The following is a 14,316-nucleotide window of genomic DNA, read 5'->3' on the forward strand; positions in this document are numbered from 1 at the left end:
TTTTATTTTTCTAAATATTACAACTTAAGTTTTTTGAAATCAATATAAAATTTTATGTTTAGTTCACAAACTTTCGGAAAAACTAGGAAAGATATGACAAAGGAGGTTATGAACGGTGGATCATCCAATTCAAGGGTTAATGAAAGCAGCAATGGAAAATTTAAAAGAAATGGTTGATGTAAATACGATTGTTGGAGAGCCTGTTCAAACGGCTGACGGTGGTGTGGTGTTAACGGTTTCTAAAGTAGCGTTCGGTTTTGGAGCAGGAGGTTCTGATTTCCAAACGAATGATGGACAAAGAGCAAACGGTAACGCTGCATTTGGTGGCGGTAGCGCGGGTGGTGTTTCTATTACACCAGTAGCATTTCTTGTGGTGAATAAAGATGGAGTAAATATTCTTCATTTACAAAATGCGACACATTTAGCAGAAAAAATGATTGAATTAGCTCCACAAACAATTGATAAAATTCAATCGATGTTCCAAAAAGAAGAAAAGAAAGAGGGAAATCATCATCCTCAAAACCCTGATGAAATCCTTTAAAAACGCCTGCTTATGAGCAGGCGTTTTTTCTTGTAATCACTATGTAATAAAACACATGAAATTGTAAATAGTTTTTGAAGTTTTTTCTATGTTTCTAAAATTTTTCATGTTAAAATATGCTATAGAATTGAAACATATAAAACGAAGGTGGCTAGGTGCTTTGTCTGGAGGATCTGACCAAGTAAAGAATATGATATATATTAATGGTAATCGTCGAGGTCATTGTTTTATTACATCAGGAATTACGTTTAAAGAGTTTGCGAGTAACATCCCTTCACCGCTTCATCAAGTGTTGCTTTTGAAGCACAACTTTGAATGGACGGATTTTCATTATCATACTTTATTTGAATATGTTGAGGAAGAAAATATACATAAGTTAATTCAAGCAGAGATTGATGAATTTGATGAATTTTGTTGGGTAGATTTTGATGATGCAAGCGATTTAGATGAATTAGAGCCGAAAGAAATTGCAGAATTATTATATTTGGCTCACAAAAAAGAACCACTTGCAAGAACATTCTTTCCGCTGTTGAAAAATCGATTTGTTTATTTTTCACATGATGACGGATGGTACAACAAAGTGTATTATCGTAGAATTGCTGATTTTGTAGGAATGTTAAGTAAAGTCATTCCGTATAAACTCGGTGCTTTCGGTAAGAAACGTTTTTCTTTCTTCCAAAAATCAAAAATTTTCCCAGCAATTTCAAAAGAATTGATCATGGGACTGATTCCACTAATGGAAGATGGTCTTTACATAGATCTAGCAGGGAAGATTGAGTCAAGAAGAGGTCTTGAAATTCCGGTATATGTAGTTGGTTCGTATGAAAGTACGGATGAGGTGTTAGATAATATCGATGAATTGAAAGAGGAAGCAACAGAAACAGGTTGGCTCATTTTTGATAAGAAAGAACAAGAGTGGCAATGGGTTGTTGACTAAGAAAACTTGGCGTATGAAGTCAAGTTTTCTTGTCATTTGAAAGGAGTACAAATGAAGAAATATTATACAATTGTGGGTATTATAAGTATTATTCTCGTGGCAATATTACTTATAACTTGTCCGAAAGAATCAGATTTTAAAGTGTATGTAGAGGATAAGTATGCGTTGAATTGTAATGAGAGTAGTTTTGAATGCACGCAAAATGTAGATGGTAAAAAAGAAAAACTACAATTTGAAAGTACAGATGCACGAAATGGTGTATTCTTTATGACTGTAAAGCAAACATTTAAAACAGAAGCTGGTGTTTCAAAAGAATATAGCGGAGTAGGAATGTTTGGTACATTTCTTTTTGTTTCAGAGAAGACTTTCTAGTAATAGAAGGTCTTTTTTTTATGCTTATGTTCATATAGATGAAGTAAGACAAGCATAGGAGGGGTAGCGATGAAGAACACATGTATCGTTTGCGGTGGTGAGGAGTTTTTTTCCTCAACGTTATATGCACGTACGAAACAAGATTGGGCATATGCACCAAACATGTATCGATTTGAAAAAGTATTTATTGAGCATCGAGATGAAGAAAATTATCCAGTGTTTCAAGAAATTACAGCGAAACATTGTTGTGGATGCGGTCATATTATGTTGTATCATGAATGAACACACCAAGTATAACTTGGTGTGTTTTTTTAAAACGCTGACAAAGCAAGCGGATAAAGTAAAGTAAATAAAACAGAAAAACTACCAAAACCAATTGCTGTATATCCAAGTGTTCTTGCTCCGAAATTGACAGCTAATAGGCCAACTAAAATTGCTAGGGAGCCGAGCGTAACTGGATAAAAAGCAATGGAGAATAACGAAAGAAATAAAGCGACATAGCCTACCATTGTGCCGGTATTTGTACCTTCTATCTCATTTGCAATTTCTTTACGCTTATGTCTAATTGGAATGCCAGCTGGTGATATTTCAGCAGCATACTCTTCGTTTTTTTCACCACTTTTAAAATGATGATTTCTCTTTCTTCGCATGTACATCCCTCTCTTTCAATTGGGTGTATCTATAGTATCTTTCAAAATGAGAAGAGCATGAGTATGAGTTAAACCCAAGTAAAGCAAAAATTGGAGAATACGCATTCCATCGTTAACATATCCATCTCCTATTGAAGATAAAGTGTGGGATTTTTTCCACTAGGACTGATTATCAGCCAGCAACAATTGGATTTTTATGAGCAGTTCTCTCCCATTAACTGATCCGCATCCATTGAATTTTGAGGTAGGTGTCTTACTGCAAGCGGGATAAAACAGGAATTTTGGAAAATGATGTAGAATGAAATGAATGATAATACGTGAAGGTAGGGGAATGTATGACGAAATTTAATTGGCACGAGTCAGCGGAGAAGAAATGGGATAGTAGCGCAGAGTTTTGGAATCAAAATAGTCAAGAGATGTGGGACAGTGGTAGCAGAAGTACAATTATTCCGTTTTTTGAACAATACGTGAAGAAAGAAGCACAAGTGCTCGATGTTGGTTGTGGTGATGGCTACGGTACATATAAATTAAGTCGCGCAGGCTATAAAGCAGTAGGAGTAGATTTATCGGAAGTGATGATTCAAAAAGGTAAGGAACGCGGAGAAGGACCGAATTTATCTTTTATAAAAGGAGATCTTTCTGCATTACCATTTGAAAATGAGCAATTTGAATCAATTATGGCAATTAATTCTTTAGAATGGACGGAAGAGCCATTACGAGCGTTAAATGAAATAAAGCGTGTGTTAAAGAAAGATGGATATGCATGTATTGCAATTTTAGGACCGACAGCAAAGCCACGAGAGAACAGTTATCCTCGCTTGTACGGAAAAGACGTTGTTTGTAATACGATGATGCCTTGGGAATTTGAACAGTTAGCGAAAGAACAAGGTTTTAAAGTTGTAGATGGCATCGGCGTATATAAGCGCGGAGTAAATGAGAAGATGTTAGGTCAACTACCTACAGAGCTACAACAATCGTTAACATTCTTATGGGTATTTATGTTAAAAAACGTATAAAGAAATGAAAGAATTTTTAGGAGGTAAATAAGTGCAGAAAATACAAAAAACTGATACAATATCATCAGAACCAATTAAAGGGGGACTAGGGTATATGATAACTACTACAACAGTGAAATCCGATATTGAAATCGCACAAGAAGCGAGTATGAAGAAGATTCAAGAAATTGCAGCTGATTTAAATATTTTAGAAGATGAATTAGAGCCATACGGGCATTATAAAGGTAAGTTATCTCTTGATATTTTTAAGCGCTTACAAGATGAGAAAGACGGTAAAGTTGTTTTAGTAACAGCAATTAACCCAACTCCAGCTGGAGAAGGTAAATCAACAGTAACAGTTGGTTTAGGTCAAGCTTTTAACAAAATTGGTAAGAAAACAGTAATTGCACTTCGTGAACCATCTCTTGGACCGACGATGGGATTAAAAGGTGGAGCAGCAGGTGGCGGTTTTTCACAAGTCGTACCAATGGAAGACATTAACCTTCACTTTACTGGAGATATCCATGCGATCACAACTGCCAATAACGCATTAGCAGCGTTTATTGATAATCATATCCAACAAGGAAACACACTTGGAATTGATACGCGTAAAATCGTTTGGAAACGCTGCGTTGACTTAAATGATCGTGCCCTTCGTAACGTAGTAATTGGTCTTGGTGGACCTGTACAAGGTGTACCACGTGAAGACGGTTTTGACATTACAGTAGCATCTGAAATTATGGCCGTGTTCTGCCTTGCAACAGATATTCAAGACTTAAAAGCACGTTTATCTCGCATCGTAGTTGCCTATAACTTTGCAAATCAACCTGTAACGGTTAAAGATTTAGGTGTAGAAGGTGCGTTAACACTATTATTAAAAGACGCATTAAAGCCGAACTTAGTACAAACGTTAGAAAATACACCAGCTATCATTCATGGCGGACCATTTGCGAATATCGCTCACGGTTGTAACAGTGTTATCGCTACAACAATGGCAGCAAAATTAGGTGATTATGTTATTACAGAAGCTGGATTCGGTGCTGATTTAGGCGCTGAGAAGTTTTTAGATATTAAAGCTCGTGCAGCTGGCATTAAACCAGAAGCAGTTGTTATTGTTGCGACGATTCGTGCGCTTAAAATGCATGGTGGCGTTGCAAAAGATCAATTAAAAGAAGAAAATGTAGATGCATTAGCAAAAGGTATGGAAAACTTACAGAAGCATGTTGAAACAATTCAAAGCTTCGGTGTGCCTTTCGTAATTGCAATTAATAAATTCATTACAGATACAGATGCAGAAGTTACATACTTACAAGAGTGGTGTAATGAGCGTGGCTATGCAGTATCCTTAACAGAAGTTTGGGAGAAGGGTGGCCAAGGCGGAGTTGACCTTGCTGAAAAAGTACTAAAAGAAATCGAAAAAGGTGAAAACAACTACGCACCACTTTATGAATTAGAATTACCCTTAGAAGAAAAAATTCGTACAATTGCTCAAAAGGTATATGGCGCAAAAGATATTGAATTTGCTCCGAAAGCACGTAAGCAATTAGCTCAATATGAAGGAGAAGGTTGGAGTAACCTACCAGTTTGTATGGCGAAAACACAATACTCTCTTTCTGACGATGCAACAAAATTAGGTCGTCCATCTGACTTTATCGTTACAATTCGTGAGTTAAAACCATCTATCGGCGCAGGCTTTATCGTTGCGTTAACAGGTACAATGTTAACAATGCCAGGTCTTCCAAAACAACCAGCAGCACTTCAAATGGATGTAAATGAAGATGGAAAAGCAGTAGGTTTATTCTAAAAGGTTGTAATTCATCTCGTTTATCTGTAAACTATATATACATCAAGTGGCGCCTTTCCATCGAAAGGCGCCTGTTTTTTGGAGGAAATTATGTTTGATCCAACTGCTTTTGACAATTTAAAAGTAATCGTAGAAGGTGCTGTGTATGATTTTGATCTACATGGAGATATTCTTGTAACAGATCGAAAAGATATGATGGATCTTGCTTCATTAAGTCGTATATATCATATCTCATTTCAATTAACAGAACCGTTTGAACCATTAGTAGAAGCAACATTTTCATTATCTGTGGATGCAAAGAACTTGTCTGGTGAAATACTAGAAGTGCCTCAGTTTACACCAGGTTGTGAAATGAAGCTAGCATTTTTATTCCCGTTAGAACAACCAGAAGTAAAATGCGAAGGAATTGAAACATTAATGCGTTCTATATGGGGAAAAGAAAGAATGATTATGCAGAAAGTTTCATACGAATATAATAAGCAAGCGATTTCATATCATAATAAGGTAGAGGTTCTATTTCAAAAAGCGATTACAGAAGACCATGTTGATGATTTAATAGCTGTTATTTCACACATGATAGAAACGGTGCGAACAATACAGCATTTTCTTCAAAAATAGAGATAAAGGAGAAAAACAAATGATAAAAGATATGCAACCATTTTTACAACAAGCTTGGGAGAAGGCTGGTTTTAAAGAGTTAACTGAAATTCAAAAACAAGCGATTCCAACTATTTTAGAAGGACAAGACGTTATAGCTGAATCTCCAACTGGAACAGGAAAAACATTAGCGTACTTATTACCACTTTTACATAAAATTAATCCTGAAGTAAAACAGCCACAAGTTGTTGTTTTAGCGCCAACACGTGAACTTGTAATGCAAATTCATGAAGAGGTTCAAAAGTTTACAGCAGGAACTGAAATTTCAGGTGCATCTTTAATTGGTGGTGCAGATATTAAGCGCCAAGTTGAAAAATTAAAGAAACACCCAAGAGTAATTGTCGGTTCACCAGGCCGTATTTTAGAATTAATTCGTATGAAAAAGCTAAAAATGCATGAAGTAAAAACAATTGTATTTGATGAGTTTGATCAAATTGTAAAGCAAAAAATGATGGGCGCAGTGCAAGATGTAATTAAATCAACGATGCGCGATCGTCAATTAGTATTCTTCTCGGCGACAATGACAAAAGCGGCAGAAGATGCGGCACGTGATTTAGCAGTGGAACCACAATTAGTACGTGTAACACGTGCAGAATCAAAAAGCTTAGTTGAGCATACGTATATCATTTGTGAGCGACGCGAAAAAAATGATTACGTAAGAAGAATTATGCATATGGGCGATGTAAAAGCAGTTGCTTTCTTAAACGATCCATTCCGTTTAGATGAAATTACTGAGAAATTGAAATTCCGTAAAATGAAAGCGGCGGCTCTTCATGCAGAAGCAAGTAAACAAGAGCGTGAAGCGACAATGCGTGCTTTCCGCGGAGGGAAATTAGAAATTCTACTTGCTACTGATATTGCAGCGCGCGGTATCGACATTGACGATTTAACACATGTAATTCACTTAGAATTACCAGACACAGTAGACCAATACATTCACCGCTCAGGACGTACTGGACGTATGGGTAAAGAAGGAACTGTCGTATCTCTTGTAACTCCACAAGAAGAGCGCAAATTACTGCAATTTGCGAAAAAACTAGGCATCGTATTTACGAAGCAAGAAATGTTCAAAGGATCATTCGTAGAAACGAAACCGAAAGCACCAAAGAAAAAGAAACCAGCATTTACTGGGAAGAAAAAGCCTAGATAAATGATGGAGAAGGCGTAACTATTTGTAGTTACGTCTTTTTTGTTTGTAAACAAGTGATAATGGGAATTGTATTAGTGTTTTTAATGTGCCTATCATATATATGCTTCTACTGGGAGTATCGAAAAAAGGGTAGTTTATTTATTTGGTTTATACGAGGAAATAATATAAAAAAGTCGAATATTAAAATGATGCGAAATAATAAAAAGAAGGTACACATATGGATAGGAAATTAGGAATGTTTTTGAATACAAAATATATTGAAGTAAACGAAGGAATACAAAAAGCAAGGGAATGGGATTTAGAATATATTCAATTATATGCTATGAATCCGACTTTCAACTTAGCTAACATCTCAAAGATACAATGGAATACATTAAAAGAAAACTTATCTTTTAATGAGATTCAAGTCCCGTCATTAGCAATTAGCTTCGGAGAAAATGGAATAATAGGAACTGAAGCTGAATGTGTAATAGAGAGTTTTAAATATATTACTGATAAAGGGTTAAGGTTAGGAGCTAACATAGTAACAGCCCATATTGGGAAAATCCCTGATGATGAAAATAGTGAGTACTATGATAAAATGCTACGTGTTTGTAATGAAATAGGGGACTTAGCGTTCAGATTTGGAGGATTCTTCGCCATTGAGACGGGATCTGAAAAAGCAATAGTATTAAAACGATTTTTAGAAACTGCAAACTCGAAAGGACTAGCTGTTAACTTTGACCCAGCAAATTTAATAAGTGATGTAAATGAAAATCCGGGAGAAGGTTTATTACTATTAAAAGATTATATAGTACAAACTCATATTAAAGATTGTAAAGAAGTGAAAAGTGATCGTTCAACTAAGTATATAGAAGTCGCAGCAGGGAATGGTGAAGTAGATTTCGATATATTCTTCAAAGTATTAGATAAAATTGGATTCGACGGATATAACATGATTGAAAGAAATGATTATTTTGATGAACTGGATGGGATGAGTCAGTCGATAAATTTTGCAAAGAAGTACATACCAACTCAAAAGGAATAACGATAGTATTTGTAGAAAGCTACATAGAATATAAAAACCATTAGGGGGAAATGTAATGATCCATAAAGTAGGACAAATTATGTTATATGTAAATAATCAAGATGAGGCAGTAAATTTTTGGACGGAGAAGGTAGGGTTTCATGTAGTTGCAGAGGAAGATAATAAGCAAGGAATGAGATGGATTGAAATCGCTCCGAAAAGCGGTGCGGAAACGAGCATTATATTACATAATAAAGAAGTTATTTCGAAAATGAGCCCAGAATTGAATCTTGGTACACCGTCTTTAATGTTCTTCTCAGAAAATCTTGATCAACTATATACAGATTTAACAAATAAAAATGTTACTGTTGGAGAAATGGTAACTATGCCTTCTGGTAAAGTGTTTAACTTTGCTGATAGCGAAGGGAATTATTTTGCGGTTATGGAGAAGAACCAATAATAATATTGCTATGTGAAAATCCCCCTCAAATATATTTGAGGGGGATTAAATTTTTGAAGTGGATTTTTCATTAGAGAGTTGTTTAATAAAAAATACTCCTTTTTCAATAGCTGTCTCAATATAGCCAACGATTTGATCAAACGTAAATACTTGTAAGTCTTCATGCAAATGTTGCTTTGGATACAACATATCTTCAAAAAGATACTTTCGAAAAGCTAAAACGTTTTCTTTAGAAACCTCTTCAATATCCACAATGTGAGCCTCTTGATTGAGAAGAGAGAAAAGCTGTTGTTCTTGATCGTAATGATGAAGCAACTTTGCATTTAACAATTTAAAATCGTTATAGTACAGGGGTGCGATAGTTTCGTCATTCTCTATTCTATTTTTTAGCCAAGGTAGAAAAAATCCACTTAGCCAATTATCATCGGCAATGAGGTGGGTATAATAGCCTAAAATAAATGGGGAATCTATATGTGATTCATATTTATGAAAAAATGAATCATAATCTATTCTTCTCGTATAGTTCTTCGTTGTACCGGCATAAAAATGTGAGGTTCCTTTTTCTTTTTTTGAATGAACAGCATCAGGGGCTACAGCTCCAAGTAAGAAAGAAGTCTTATCGTGAATTGATAGTTTCTCAGCAATACCACTAGCGATAATAACATGCATAATTCGTGATCCCATGAATGCCACCTCTGTTTCCAGTATTCATTTCAGGAAGAGGACTAAACAGTTAGTATTACTTTCCCTGTACTTTTTCTACTTTCGACCCATTCATGTGCTTTCCCTGCATTTTGAAGTGGAAAAGATTTCGTAGCCTTAATTTGTAAACGTCCGTCACGCAAATAACGGAAAACTTCATTTGCAGTTTCTTGGAGCAGTTCAGGACGCTTTTTTCGTGTGGTTCCAAAGCTAAAACCGAGTATAGAGCGGCAACTTGCATGTAAATCTTTCGTTTGAAAGTTACCAATTTCACCGCTAGCATTACCGAAATGAACGAGGCGACCGTAATAAGCAAGGCAGTTTAAACTTCTTTCAGAAACCGTTCCAGAAATAGAGTCTAAAATTACATCAACCCCTTCACCATTTGTCAGTTCATTGACTTTCTCTACAAAATCTTCATCTTGATGACAAATAACATAATCAGCTCCAGCATCTAAAGCAATTTCTTTTTTTGCTTCACTTCCGACAGTGCCTATAACTGTTCCAGCCTCTAATAGTTTAGCAAGTTGAATAGCAGTAGTGCCAATTCCGCCAGCAGCCGCATGAATGAGTACAGATTCACCTTGTTGAAGCCTTGCAACATTTGCGAGTAAATTATAGCTTGTAAAAGATACGATTGGACAAGCGGCTGCAGTTTGAAAGTCAACTTCATGGGGTAATACGAAAGTAAGATTTTTATTTGCAACAACGTATTCTGCGTAAGATCCATTTTGAGGAAAAGCAATGACACGTTGTCCAGGGTGAATATTTTTCACATGAGAACCGACACGTTCTACAATACCAGTGGCATCTATACCTGGAATAAAAGGTAGTGCTTTATTTCCTTTTTTACCATAACGTGATTTAATATCAGCGAAATTTACACTAGTAGCAACAACGCGAATTAAAACTTGATCTTCTGAAATAGACGGTATATCCAAATCTGTATATTTCATCACTTCAGGACCACCGAACGACGTTACAACGATAGCTTTCATCATATATCCTCCTAAATTTGACTATATAAATTATTTTAAATCTTTATCAGAAATTGGAAAAATATATAATAGTTATGTGTGGTTATAAGTGAAGCTTATGAACTCAATGAATCATAATATTAATTTATATAAAAAAACTTTAAAAAAATCGAACGAAATATGAATTACCTGCCAATATATAGTGTAAGACAAAGGAGGGCTGGAATATGAAGGGTGAAATAGATTACGCACATTTAATCCAATTAACTTTATCAGGAAATAAAGAAGCATATAGCAAGTTGTATGATAAAACGATTCAAGAAATATATAAAACAGCACATTTTTTAATAGAGGATAAAACGGATGTAGATGATGTCGTTCAAGAAATATACATACAACTATATGAATCGCTTCGTAAGTATGATAGCGAGAAGCCATTTCGTCCTTGGCTAATTGGACTTGCGATTAAACAAATTCACTCTTATAGAAGAAAGAGGTGGATACGACTACGAATTATAAAAAAAGCAGAAGAGCAAAGAAAGTCAGTGCAAATTGATTTTTCTAACGATGTTGTAAGTAAAATATCAAACCAAAAACTAATTGAACTCATTCATAAATTACCGTATAAATTGAAACAAGTTATTATCTTAAGATACTTACATGATTATTCACAAGAAGAAGTAGCACAAATATTACATATTCCAATTGGTACTGTGAAATCTAGAATTCATGCGGCATTAAAGAAACTACGTCAAAAAGAGCAAGTAGAAGAAATCTTTTTAGGAGAGGTAGGGAATGTGAAATGAGTTTAGATTGTAGAGTTAGAGAATCTATACAAGAAGAATCGAAGGGAATTGTTGCCCCGCCGGAGTTAAAAGAAAAAGTAATTGTTCAGATTAAAATGAATCGCGGAGGGAACAAAAGGAAGAAGCGTCTTAGTGCAGGAGTGCTTGCAGCAGCTCTTTTAATCCCGACGACTGGTTTTGCGTATCAATCTATTATGGCGGATGGTATATACGGATCTTTCGAGAATTTAAAAAAACATGCCGGAACGATGACATTAGAGGCGTATATGCGTTTTAGTGCAAAATTATCAGAGGCGAAAGATGAAATGGGTACGAAGGAATATGAAGAGTTTACAAAAGAACTAAAAAAATTAACAAATGCAAAACTTACGTACGGAGATTCGAACGGTAATATTGATTATGATCAATTATTACCGGCTAAAAAAGAGGAATTGAAAAAGGTGGTAATGGAGCTTCATCCGTATTTTGATAAATTAAATGGCCATAAGTCTAGTAAAGAGGTATTAACTCCTGAAGAGTATGAACAATATATGGAAGCATTAATGTCATATCAAACCGTTTTAGTAAAAACGAAATCGAGTGGGGGGATAACAATAGAAGAAGTACCTGAAGCGTACAAAGAAAGATTTATTAAAGCAGAGCAGTTTATGGAATATGTAAATGAAAAGGTGCAATAATTAGAAAAGCTCATAGCCTTAGCTTTGAGCTTTTTTATTGAAACAAAAAAGAGTGTTCAATTATACTTTTTCATATTTGCATTATCTTTTTGTATAAAACAATCTAAAAGGGAATAACCAGCTATTAAACTAATTATCGTAACAAAAGTTGTATTTATTAGAATAATATTAACTAAATAAGGTAGGTATTCTGCAAGTGGTGAAAAGAGTAGTGCTGGGGAAAAGGAAATGAATAGTGTAGGCACTGTAATAGCAATAAATTTATCCGGTTGAAAGCTCCAGTTTTGTTTACTTGTTTCGCGATTAATAGATTGAAGGAATCGTAATAAAATGCCAACTATAAGAGGGAAGAGTGTAAAGTAGAATAATCTTGGATAAACGTTAAAGTTCACTTGCGTGTCTGTATCTAAATAAAATTGAATTTTTACTCCTACAAATAATAATAAGACGATAAATAATGTAAAGCAGAGGTATAGCATCACTTTTTGCATTATATTCCACCATCCTTTACTCAAAATATATTCAAAAAAAGAAGAGATATACAATAACTACTGTTGTATATCTCTTCTTTTACTGTTAGTTAATAGTGGAGTTTGCTTTTTCTTGCTTCGTGAAATAATCAATAATGCCCATTGCACTAATTTCTATATCTAGATGTAAAATATTATAAACGGAATGATCTGATGGAACGTTTAACTTTGTAAGATGAGAAGAGATTTTATCCATTAACAAAGTTTGTAAAGCTTTAGTCGCTTCATCGAAATCATTATACTTTTCAAAGACTTCCTTACCAGTCTGAACGAAAATAGGTAGCCAATGTTCCAGTTGATTGTATACTTCTGTAACATGAGAGGATGCGCCGTAATGACCGAAATAAATAGTATCTACATCCATACTTTGAATATGATTTTTAGAAGCAATCATCGCATCTGGTTGGAATTGTGAAGGGGACGTTGATGGTAGATATAACTCTACACCAACGTTTGCGAGTTCTCTATAATAAATTCCAATTGTATCACCAGTGAAAATCCCATTTGTTAATGAATCATGAATGCTAATATGGTGCTTCGCATGTCCTGGTGTATCATAAAATGTAAGGGTGCGGTCTTTTGCAATTTTTAACGTATCACCATGTTGTGCAATATGAACACGTTCTTCTTCAATTGGAAGAATTGGATCGAAGAGTTTATCGAAATCTTCTTTGTAGACAGCTTTTGCACCCAAAATAAGTTTTGTTGGATTAATCATATGACGAGCACCACGAGAATGCACATATAACGTAGCATTTGGGCACTTTTCCATCATTAAACCAGCAGCCCCTGCGTGATCTAAATGAACGTGTGTAACGATAATGTTTTTAACTGCGTTTAAATCAATATGTAATTGTTGTAAGCCTTCTAAAATATACGGAAGAGAAGGGGCTGCACAAGTTTCAATTAAAGTAATATCGTCACCTAATAAAACGTACGTACCAGTTCGTTCATTATGTTGTAAATCGAAATCATCAATCAGATATAGGTGAGAAGATAATTGCTCTACTTTTTTCATATTTACCACTCCTTATATACTGCATGTTTCTATTATACGCTAAAATAGAAAAAAGGCAGAAAACGAAGCTCGTCTTCTGCCTTTTTGTAATATTATTATTTCGTTTGTTGTTTATTAATAGACATAATGAACAGTCCAACAATCCCGCCTACTAATGGAAGCATAATTTCTCCTGCTAAATTAAAGTAGGAGCTTAAGAATAAACCATTTACATCGATTACCCAGCCAGTAACATACAATAACATCATATATAGTACGAAATAAAACTCGCGATTTGAAATCGTTTCATGTTGTGCAGTTTTCATAATGGACACCATCCTTTTCTTTTATAATGGAATATAAACTGTCACATTTTGTTCACATTTCAATTGTAAAACTTTCCATCATAAAAGTCTAGTAGTATGTGTCGAATTTTGAACGGAAATAAAGCGTTATCATTATATCTTATAAGTACGTAATAAGAGATGTATATTCACGAATGTAGTATAGTATAAACATAGAATGATAGTGAAGAGAGGGGCAAAGACAATGACAGTTTATGATTTTTCAGCTAAAACAATTACCGGTGAAGAAAAATCGTTAAAAGATTACGAAGGAAAAGCACTTCTTATTGTAAATGTAGCTAGTAAATGTGGTTTCACACCGCAATATAAAGGATTACAAGAGGTGTATGATAAATATAAAGACCAAGGACTTGAAATACTCGGATTCCCTTGTAACCAATTCGGAGGACAAGAACCAGGTACAGAAGCGGACATTACTAGTTTTTGTGAATTAAACTACGGTGTAAACTTCCCAATGTTTGCAAAGGTTGATGTGAAAGGTGATAAGGCTCATCCTTTATATACATACATGACAGAACAAGCACCAGGTTTACTCGGTATGAAAGCAGTGAAATGGAATTTTATGAAGTTTTTAATTGGAAAAGACGGGAAAGTAGTAGGGCGTTTTGCGCCACAGACGAAGCCGGTAGATTTAGAGGTTGAGATTGAGAAGGTACTTGGAGAATAATTAGGAGTTTCACTTTATTAAAA

The 14,316-nt window shown here is 34.9% G+C and carries 19 protein-coding genes; 13 read left to right on the forward strand and 6 right to left on the reverse strand.

The window, feature by feature from the left end:
- Positions 1-115: 115 nt before the first annotated feature.
- The 4 genes from ytfJ to DN407_RS10050 all read left to right on the forward strand — a co-directional run bounded on the left by ytfJ (position 116) and on the right by DN407_RS10050 (position 2,132).
- Positions 116-541 (forward strand): GerW family sporulation protein, encoded by a 426-nt coding sequence (ytfJ, locus tag DN407_RS10035; protein WP_000349986.1) that lies wholly within the window; start codon positions 116-118, stop codon positions 539-541.
- Between the two features lie 160 nt (positions 542-701).
- Positions 702-1,478 (forward strand): oxalate:formate antiporter, encoded by a 777-nt coding sequence (locus DN407_RS10040; protein ID WP_000014087.1) that lies wholly within the window; start codon positions 702-704, stop codon positions 1,476-1,478.
- A gap of 51 nt (positions 1,479-1,529) precedes the next feature.
- On the forward strand, positions 1,530-1,850 hold the full coding sequence (locus DN407_RS10045) for a hypothetical protein (RefSeq protein ID WP_000761171.1): 321 nt from the start codon (positions 1,530-1,532) through the stop codon (positions 1,848-1,850).
- Positions 1,851-1,919: 69 nt separating this feature from the next.
- Entirely contained in the window at positions 1,920-2,132 is a 213-nt protein-coding gene (locus tag DN407_RS10050; RefSeq protein WP_000798747.1) for a hypothetical protein, read from the forward strand.
- 29 nt (positions 2,133-2,161) lie between these two features.
- Here the strand turns inward: DN407_RS10050 and DN407_RS10055 are convergent, their stop codons facing one another.
- Positions 2,162-2,500 (reverse strand): hypothetical protein, encoded by a 339-nt coding sequence (locus DN407_RS10055; protein WP_001253202.1) that lies wholly within the window; start codon positions 2,498-2,500, stop codon positions 2,162-2,164.
- A 335-nt stretch (positions 2,501-2,835) separates the two neighbouring features.
- Between DN407_RS10055 and DN407_RS10060 the strand changes: the two genes are divergently transcribed.
- The 6 genes from DN407_RS10060 (at position 2,836) to DN407_RS10085 (ending at position 8,572) form a co-directional block, all read left to right on the forward strand.
- Positions 2,836-3,516 carry a class I SAM-dependent methyltransferase gene (locus DN407_RS10060; RefSeq protein WP_000160044.1) on the forward strand — a complete coding sequence of 227 codons (681 nt, stop codon included), beginning with the start codon at positions 2,836-2,838 and terminating at the stop codon, positions 3,514-3,516.
- Positions 3,517-3,610: 94 nt separating this feature from the next.
- Positions 3,611-5,299, forward strand: coding sequence for a formate--tetrahydrofolate ligase (locus DN407_RS10065; protein ID WP_149216748.1), 1,689 nt, complete (start codon positions 3,611-3,613; stop codon positions 5,297-5,299).
- 90 nt (positions 5,300-5,389) lie between these two features.
- Positions 5,390-5,917, forward strand: a complete 528-nt coding sequence (locus DN407_RS10070) for a hypothetical protein (protein WP_000460206.1) — start codon at positions 5,390-5,392, stop codon at positions 5,915-5,917.
- Between the two features lie 19 nt (positions 5,918-5,936).
- Positions 5,937-7,106: a DEAD/DEAH box helicase gene (locus DN407_RS10075; RefSeq protein ID WP_000588613.1), complete on the forward strand. Its 1,170-nt coding sequence runs from the start codon at positions 5,937-5,939 to the stop codon at positions 7,104-7,106.
- Between the two features lie 217 nt (positions 7,107-7,323).
- Complete coding sequence (locus DN407_RS10080; RefSeq protein ID WP_000375221.1) at positions 7,324-8,133, forward strand: sugar phosphate isomerase/epimerase family protein; 810 nt, start codon at positions 7,324-7,326, stop codon at positions 8,131-8,133.
- Between the two features lie 55 nt (positions 8,134-8,188).
- A complete protein-coding gene (locus DN407_RS10085; RefSeq protein ID WP_000581467.1) occupies positions 8,189-8,572 on the forward strand; it encodes a VOC family protein in 384 nt (127 codons plus the stop codon).
- A gap of 45 nt (positions 8,573-8,617) precedes the next feature.
- Here DN407_RS10085 and DN407_RS10090 read toward each other — a convergent pair whose 3' ends face one another.
- Together DN407_RS10090 and DN407_RS10095 are read right to left on the reverse strand one after the other, a co-directional pair.
- Positions 8,618-9,256 carry a zinc dependent phospholipase C family protein gene (locus DN407_RS10090; protein ID WP_000535630.1) on the reverse strand — a complete coding sequence of 213 codons (639 nt, stop codon included), beginning with the start codon at positions 9,254-9,256 and terminating at the stop codon, positions 8,618-8,620.
- A 41-nt stretch (positions 9,257-9,297) separates the two neighbouring features.
- Positions 9,298-10,272 carry a quinone oxidoreductase family protein gene (locus DN407_RS10095; RefSeq protein ID WP_149216208.1) on the reverse strand — a complete coding sequence of 325 codons (975 nt, stop codon included), beginning with the start codon at positions 10,270-10,272 and terminating at the stop codon, positions 9,298-9,300.
- A 206-nt stretch (positions 10,273-10,478) separates the two neighbouring features.
- Here DN407_RS10095 and DN407_RS10100 point away from each other — a divergent pair, with 206 nt between their 5' ends.
- Together DN407_RS10100 and DN407_RS10105 are read left to right on the forward strand one after the other, a co-directional pair.
- Positions 10,479-11,057, forward strand: coding sequence for a sigma-70 family RNA polymerase sigma factor (locus DN407_RS10100; RefSeq protein WP_061655337.1), 579 nt, complete (start codon positions 10,479-10,481; stop codon positions 11,055-11,057).
- On the forward strand, positions 11,054-11,734 hold the full coding sequence (locus tag DN407_RS10105; protein ID WP_098348036.1) for a DUF3600 domain-containing protein: 681 nt from the start codon (positions 11,054-11,056) through the stop codon (positions 11,732-11,734). The genes DN407_RS10100 and DN407_RS10105 overlap by 4 nt, the downstream gene beginning before the upstream one ends.
- A gap of 56 nt (positions 11,735-11,790) precedes the next feature.
- Here the strand turns inward: DN407_RS10105 and DN407_RS10110 are convergent, their stop codons facing one another.
- The 3 genes from DN407_RS10110 to DN407_RS10120 form a co-directional block, all read right to left on the reverse strand.
- Complete coding sequence (locus DN407_RS10110) at positions 11,791-12,225, reverse strand: hypothetical protein (RefSeq protein WP_001174543.1); 435 nt, start codon at positions 12,223-12,225, stop codon at positions 11,791-11,793.
- Positions 12,226-12,310: 85 nt separating this feature from the next.
- Positions 12,311-13,282 (reverse strand): MBL fold metallo-hydrolase, encoded by a 972-nt coding sequence (locus tag DN407_RS10115; RefSeq protein WP_098330838.1) that lies wholly within the window; start codon positions 13,280-13,282, stop codon positions 12,311-12,313.
- Positions 13,283-13,377: 95 nt separating this feature from the next.
- Entirely contained in the window at positions 13,378-13,587 is a 210-nt protein-coding gene (locus tag DN407_RS10120; protein ID WP_000844984.1) for a DUF3925 domain-containing protein, read from the reverse strand.
- 223 nt (positions 13,588-13,810) lie between these two features.
- Between DN407_RS10120 and bsaA the strand changes: the two genes are divergently transcribed.
- Positions 13,811-14,293 (forward strand): glutathione peroxidase, encoded by a 483-nt coding sequence (gene bsaA / locus DN407_RS10125; protein WP_149216209.1) that lies wholly within the window; start codon positions 13,811-13,813, stop codon positions 14,291-14,293.
- Positions 14,294-14,316 lie beyond the last annotated feature (23 nt).

This window comes from Bacillus sp. JAS24-2 (genome assembly GCF_008274905.1).
Lineage (GTDB): Bacteria > Bacillota > Bacilli > Bacillales > Bacillaceae_G > Bacillus_A > Bacillus_A cereus.

What these genes read in the sequence shown, in the direction of transcription:
- DN407_RS10045 (WP_000761171.1), top strand. Translation starts at nt 1,530, where the DNA reads ATGAAGAAATATTATACAATTGTGGGTATTATAAGTATTATTCTCGTG.
- DN407_RS10050 (WP_000798747.1), top strand. Translation starts at nt 1,920, where the DNA reads ATGAAGAACACATGTATCGTTTGCGGTGGTGAGGAGTTTTTTTCCTCA.
- DN407_RS10055 (WP_001253202.1), bottom strand. Translation starts at nt 2,500, where the DNA reads ATGCGAAGAAAGAGAAATCATCATTTTAAAAGTGGTGAAAAAAACGAA.
- DN407_RS10060 (WP_000160044.1), top strand. Translation starts at nt 2,836, where the DNA reads ATGACGAAATTTAATTGGCACGAGTCAGCGGAGAAGAAATGGGATAGT.
- DN407_RS10065 (WP_149216748.1), top strand. Translation starts at nt 3,611, where the DNA reads ATGATAACTACTACAACAGTGAAATCCGATATTGAAATCGCACAAGAA.
- DN407_RS10070 (WP_000460206.1), top strand. Translation starts at nt 5,390, where the DNA reads ATGTTTGATCCAACTGCTTTTGACAATTTAAAAGTAATCGTAGAAGGT.
- DN407_RS10075 (WP_000588613.1), top strand. Translation starts at nt 5,937, where the DNA reads ATGATAAAAGATATGCAACCATTTTTACAACAAGCTTGGGAGAAGGCT.
- DN407_RS10080 (WP_000375221.1), top strand. Translation starts at nt 7,324, where the DNA reads ATGGATAGGAAATTAGGAATGTTTTTGAATACAAAATATATTGAAGTA.
- DN407_RS10085 (WP_000581467.1), top strand. Translation starts at nt 8,189, where the DNA reads ATGATCCATAAAGTAGGACAAATTATGTTATATGTAAATAATCAAGAT.
- DN407_RS10090 (WP_000535630.1), bottom strand. Translation starts at nt 9,256, where the DNA reads ATGGGATCACGAATTATGCATGTTATTATCGCTAGTGGTATTGCTGAG.
- DN407_RS10095 (WP_149216208.1), bottom strand. Translation starts at nt 10,272, where the DNA reads ATGAAAGCTATCGTTGTAACGTCGTTCGGTGGTCCTGAAGTGATGAAA.
- DN407_RS10100 (WP_061655337.1), top strand. Translation starts at nt 10,479, where the DNA reads ATGAAGGGTGAAATAGATTACGCACATTTAATCCAATTAACTTTATCA.
- DN407_RS10105 (WP_098348036.1), top strand. Translation starts at nt 11,054, where the DNA reads ATGAGTTTAGATTGTAGAGTTAGAGAATCTATACAAGAAGAATCGAAG.
- DN407_RS10110 (WP_001174543.1), bottom strand. Translation starts at nt 12,225, where the DNA reads ATGCAAAAAGTGATGCTATACCTCTGCTTTACATTATTTATCGTCTTA.
- DN407_RS10115 (WP_098330838.1), bottom strand. Translation starts at nt 13,282, where the DNA reads ATGAAAAAAGTAGAGCAATTATCTTCTCACCTATATCTGATTGATGAT.
- DN407_RS10120 (WP_000844984.1), bottom strand. Translation starts at nt 13,587, where the DNA reads ATGAAAACTGCACAACATGAAACGATTTCAAATCGCGAGTTTTATTTC.
- bsaA (WP_149216209.1), top strand. Translation starts at nt 13,811, where the DNA reads ATGACAGTTTATGATTTTTCAGCTAAAACAATTACCGGTGAAGAAAAA.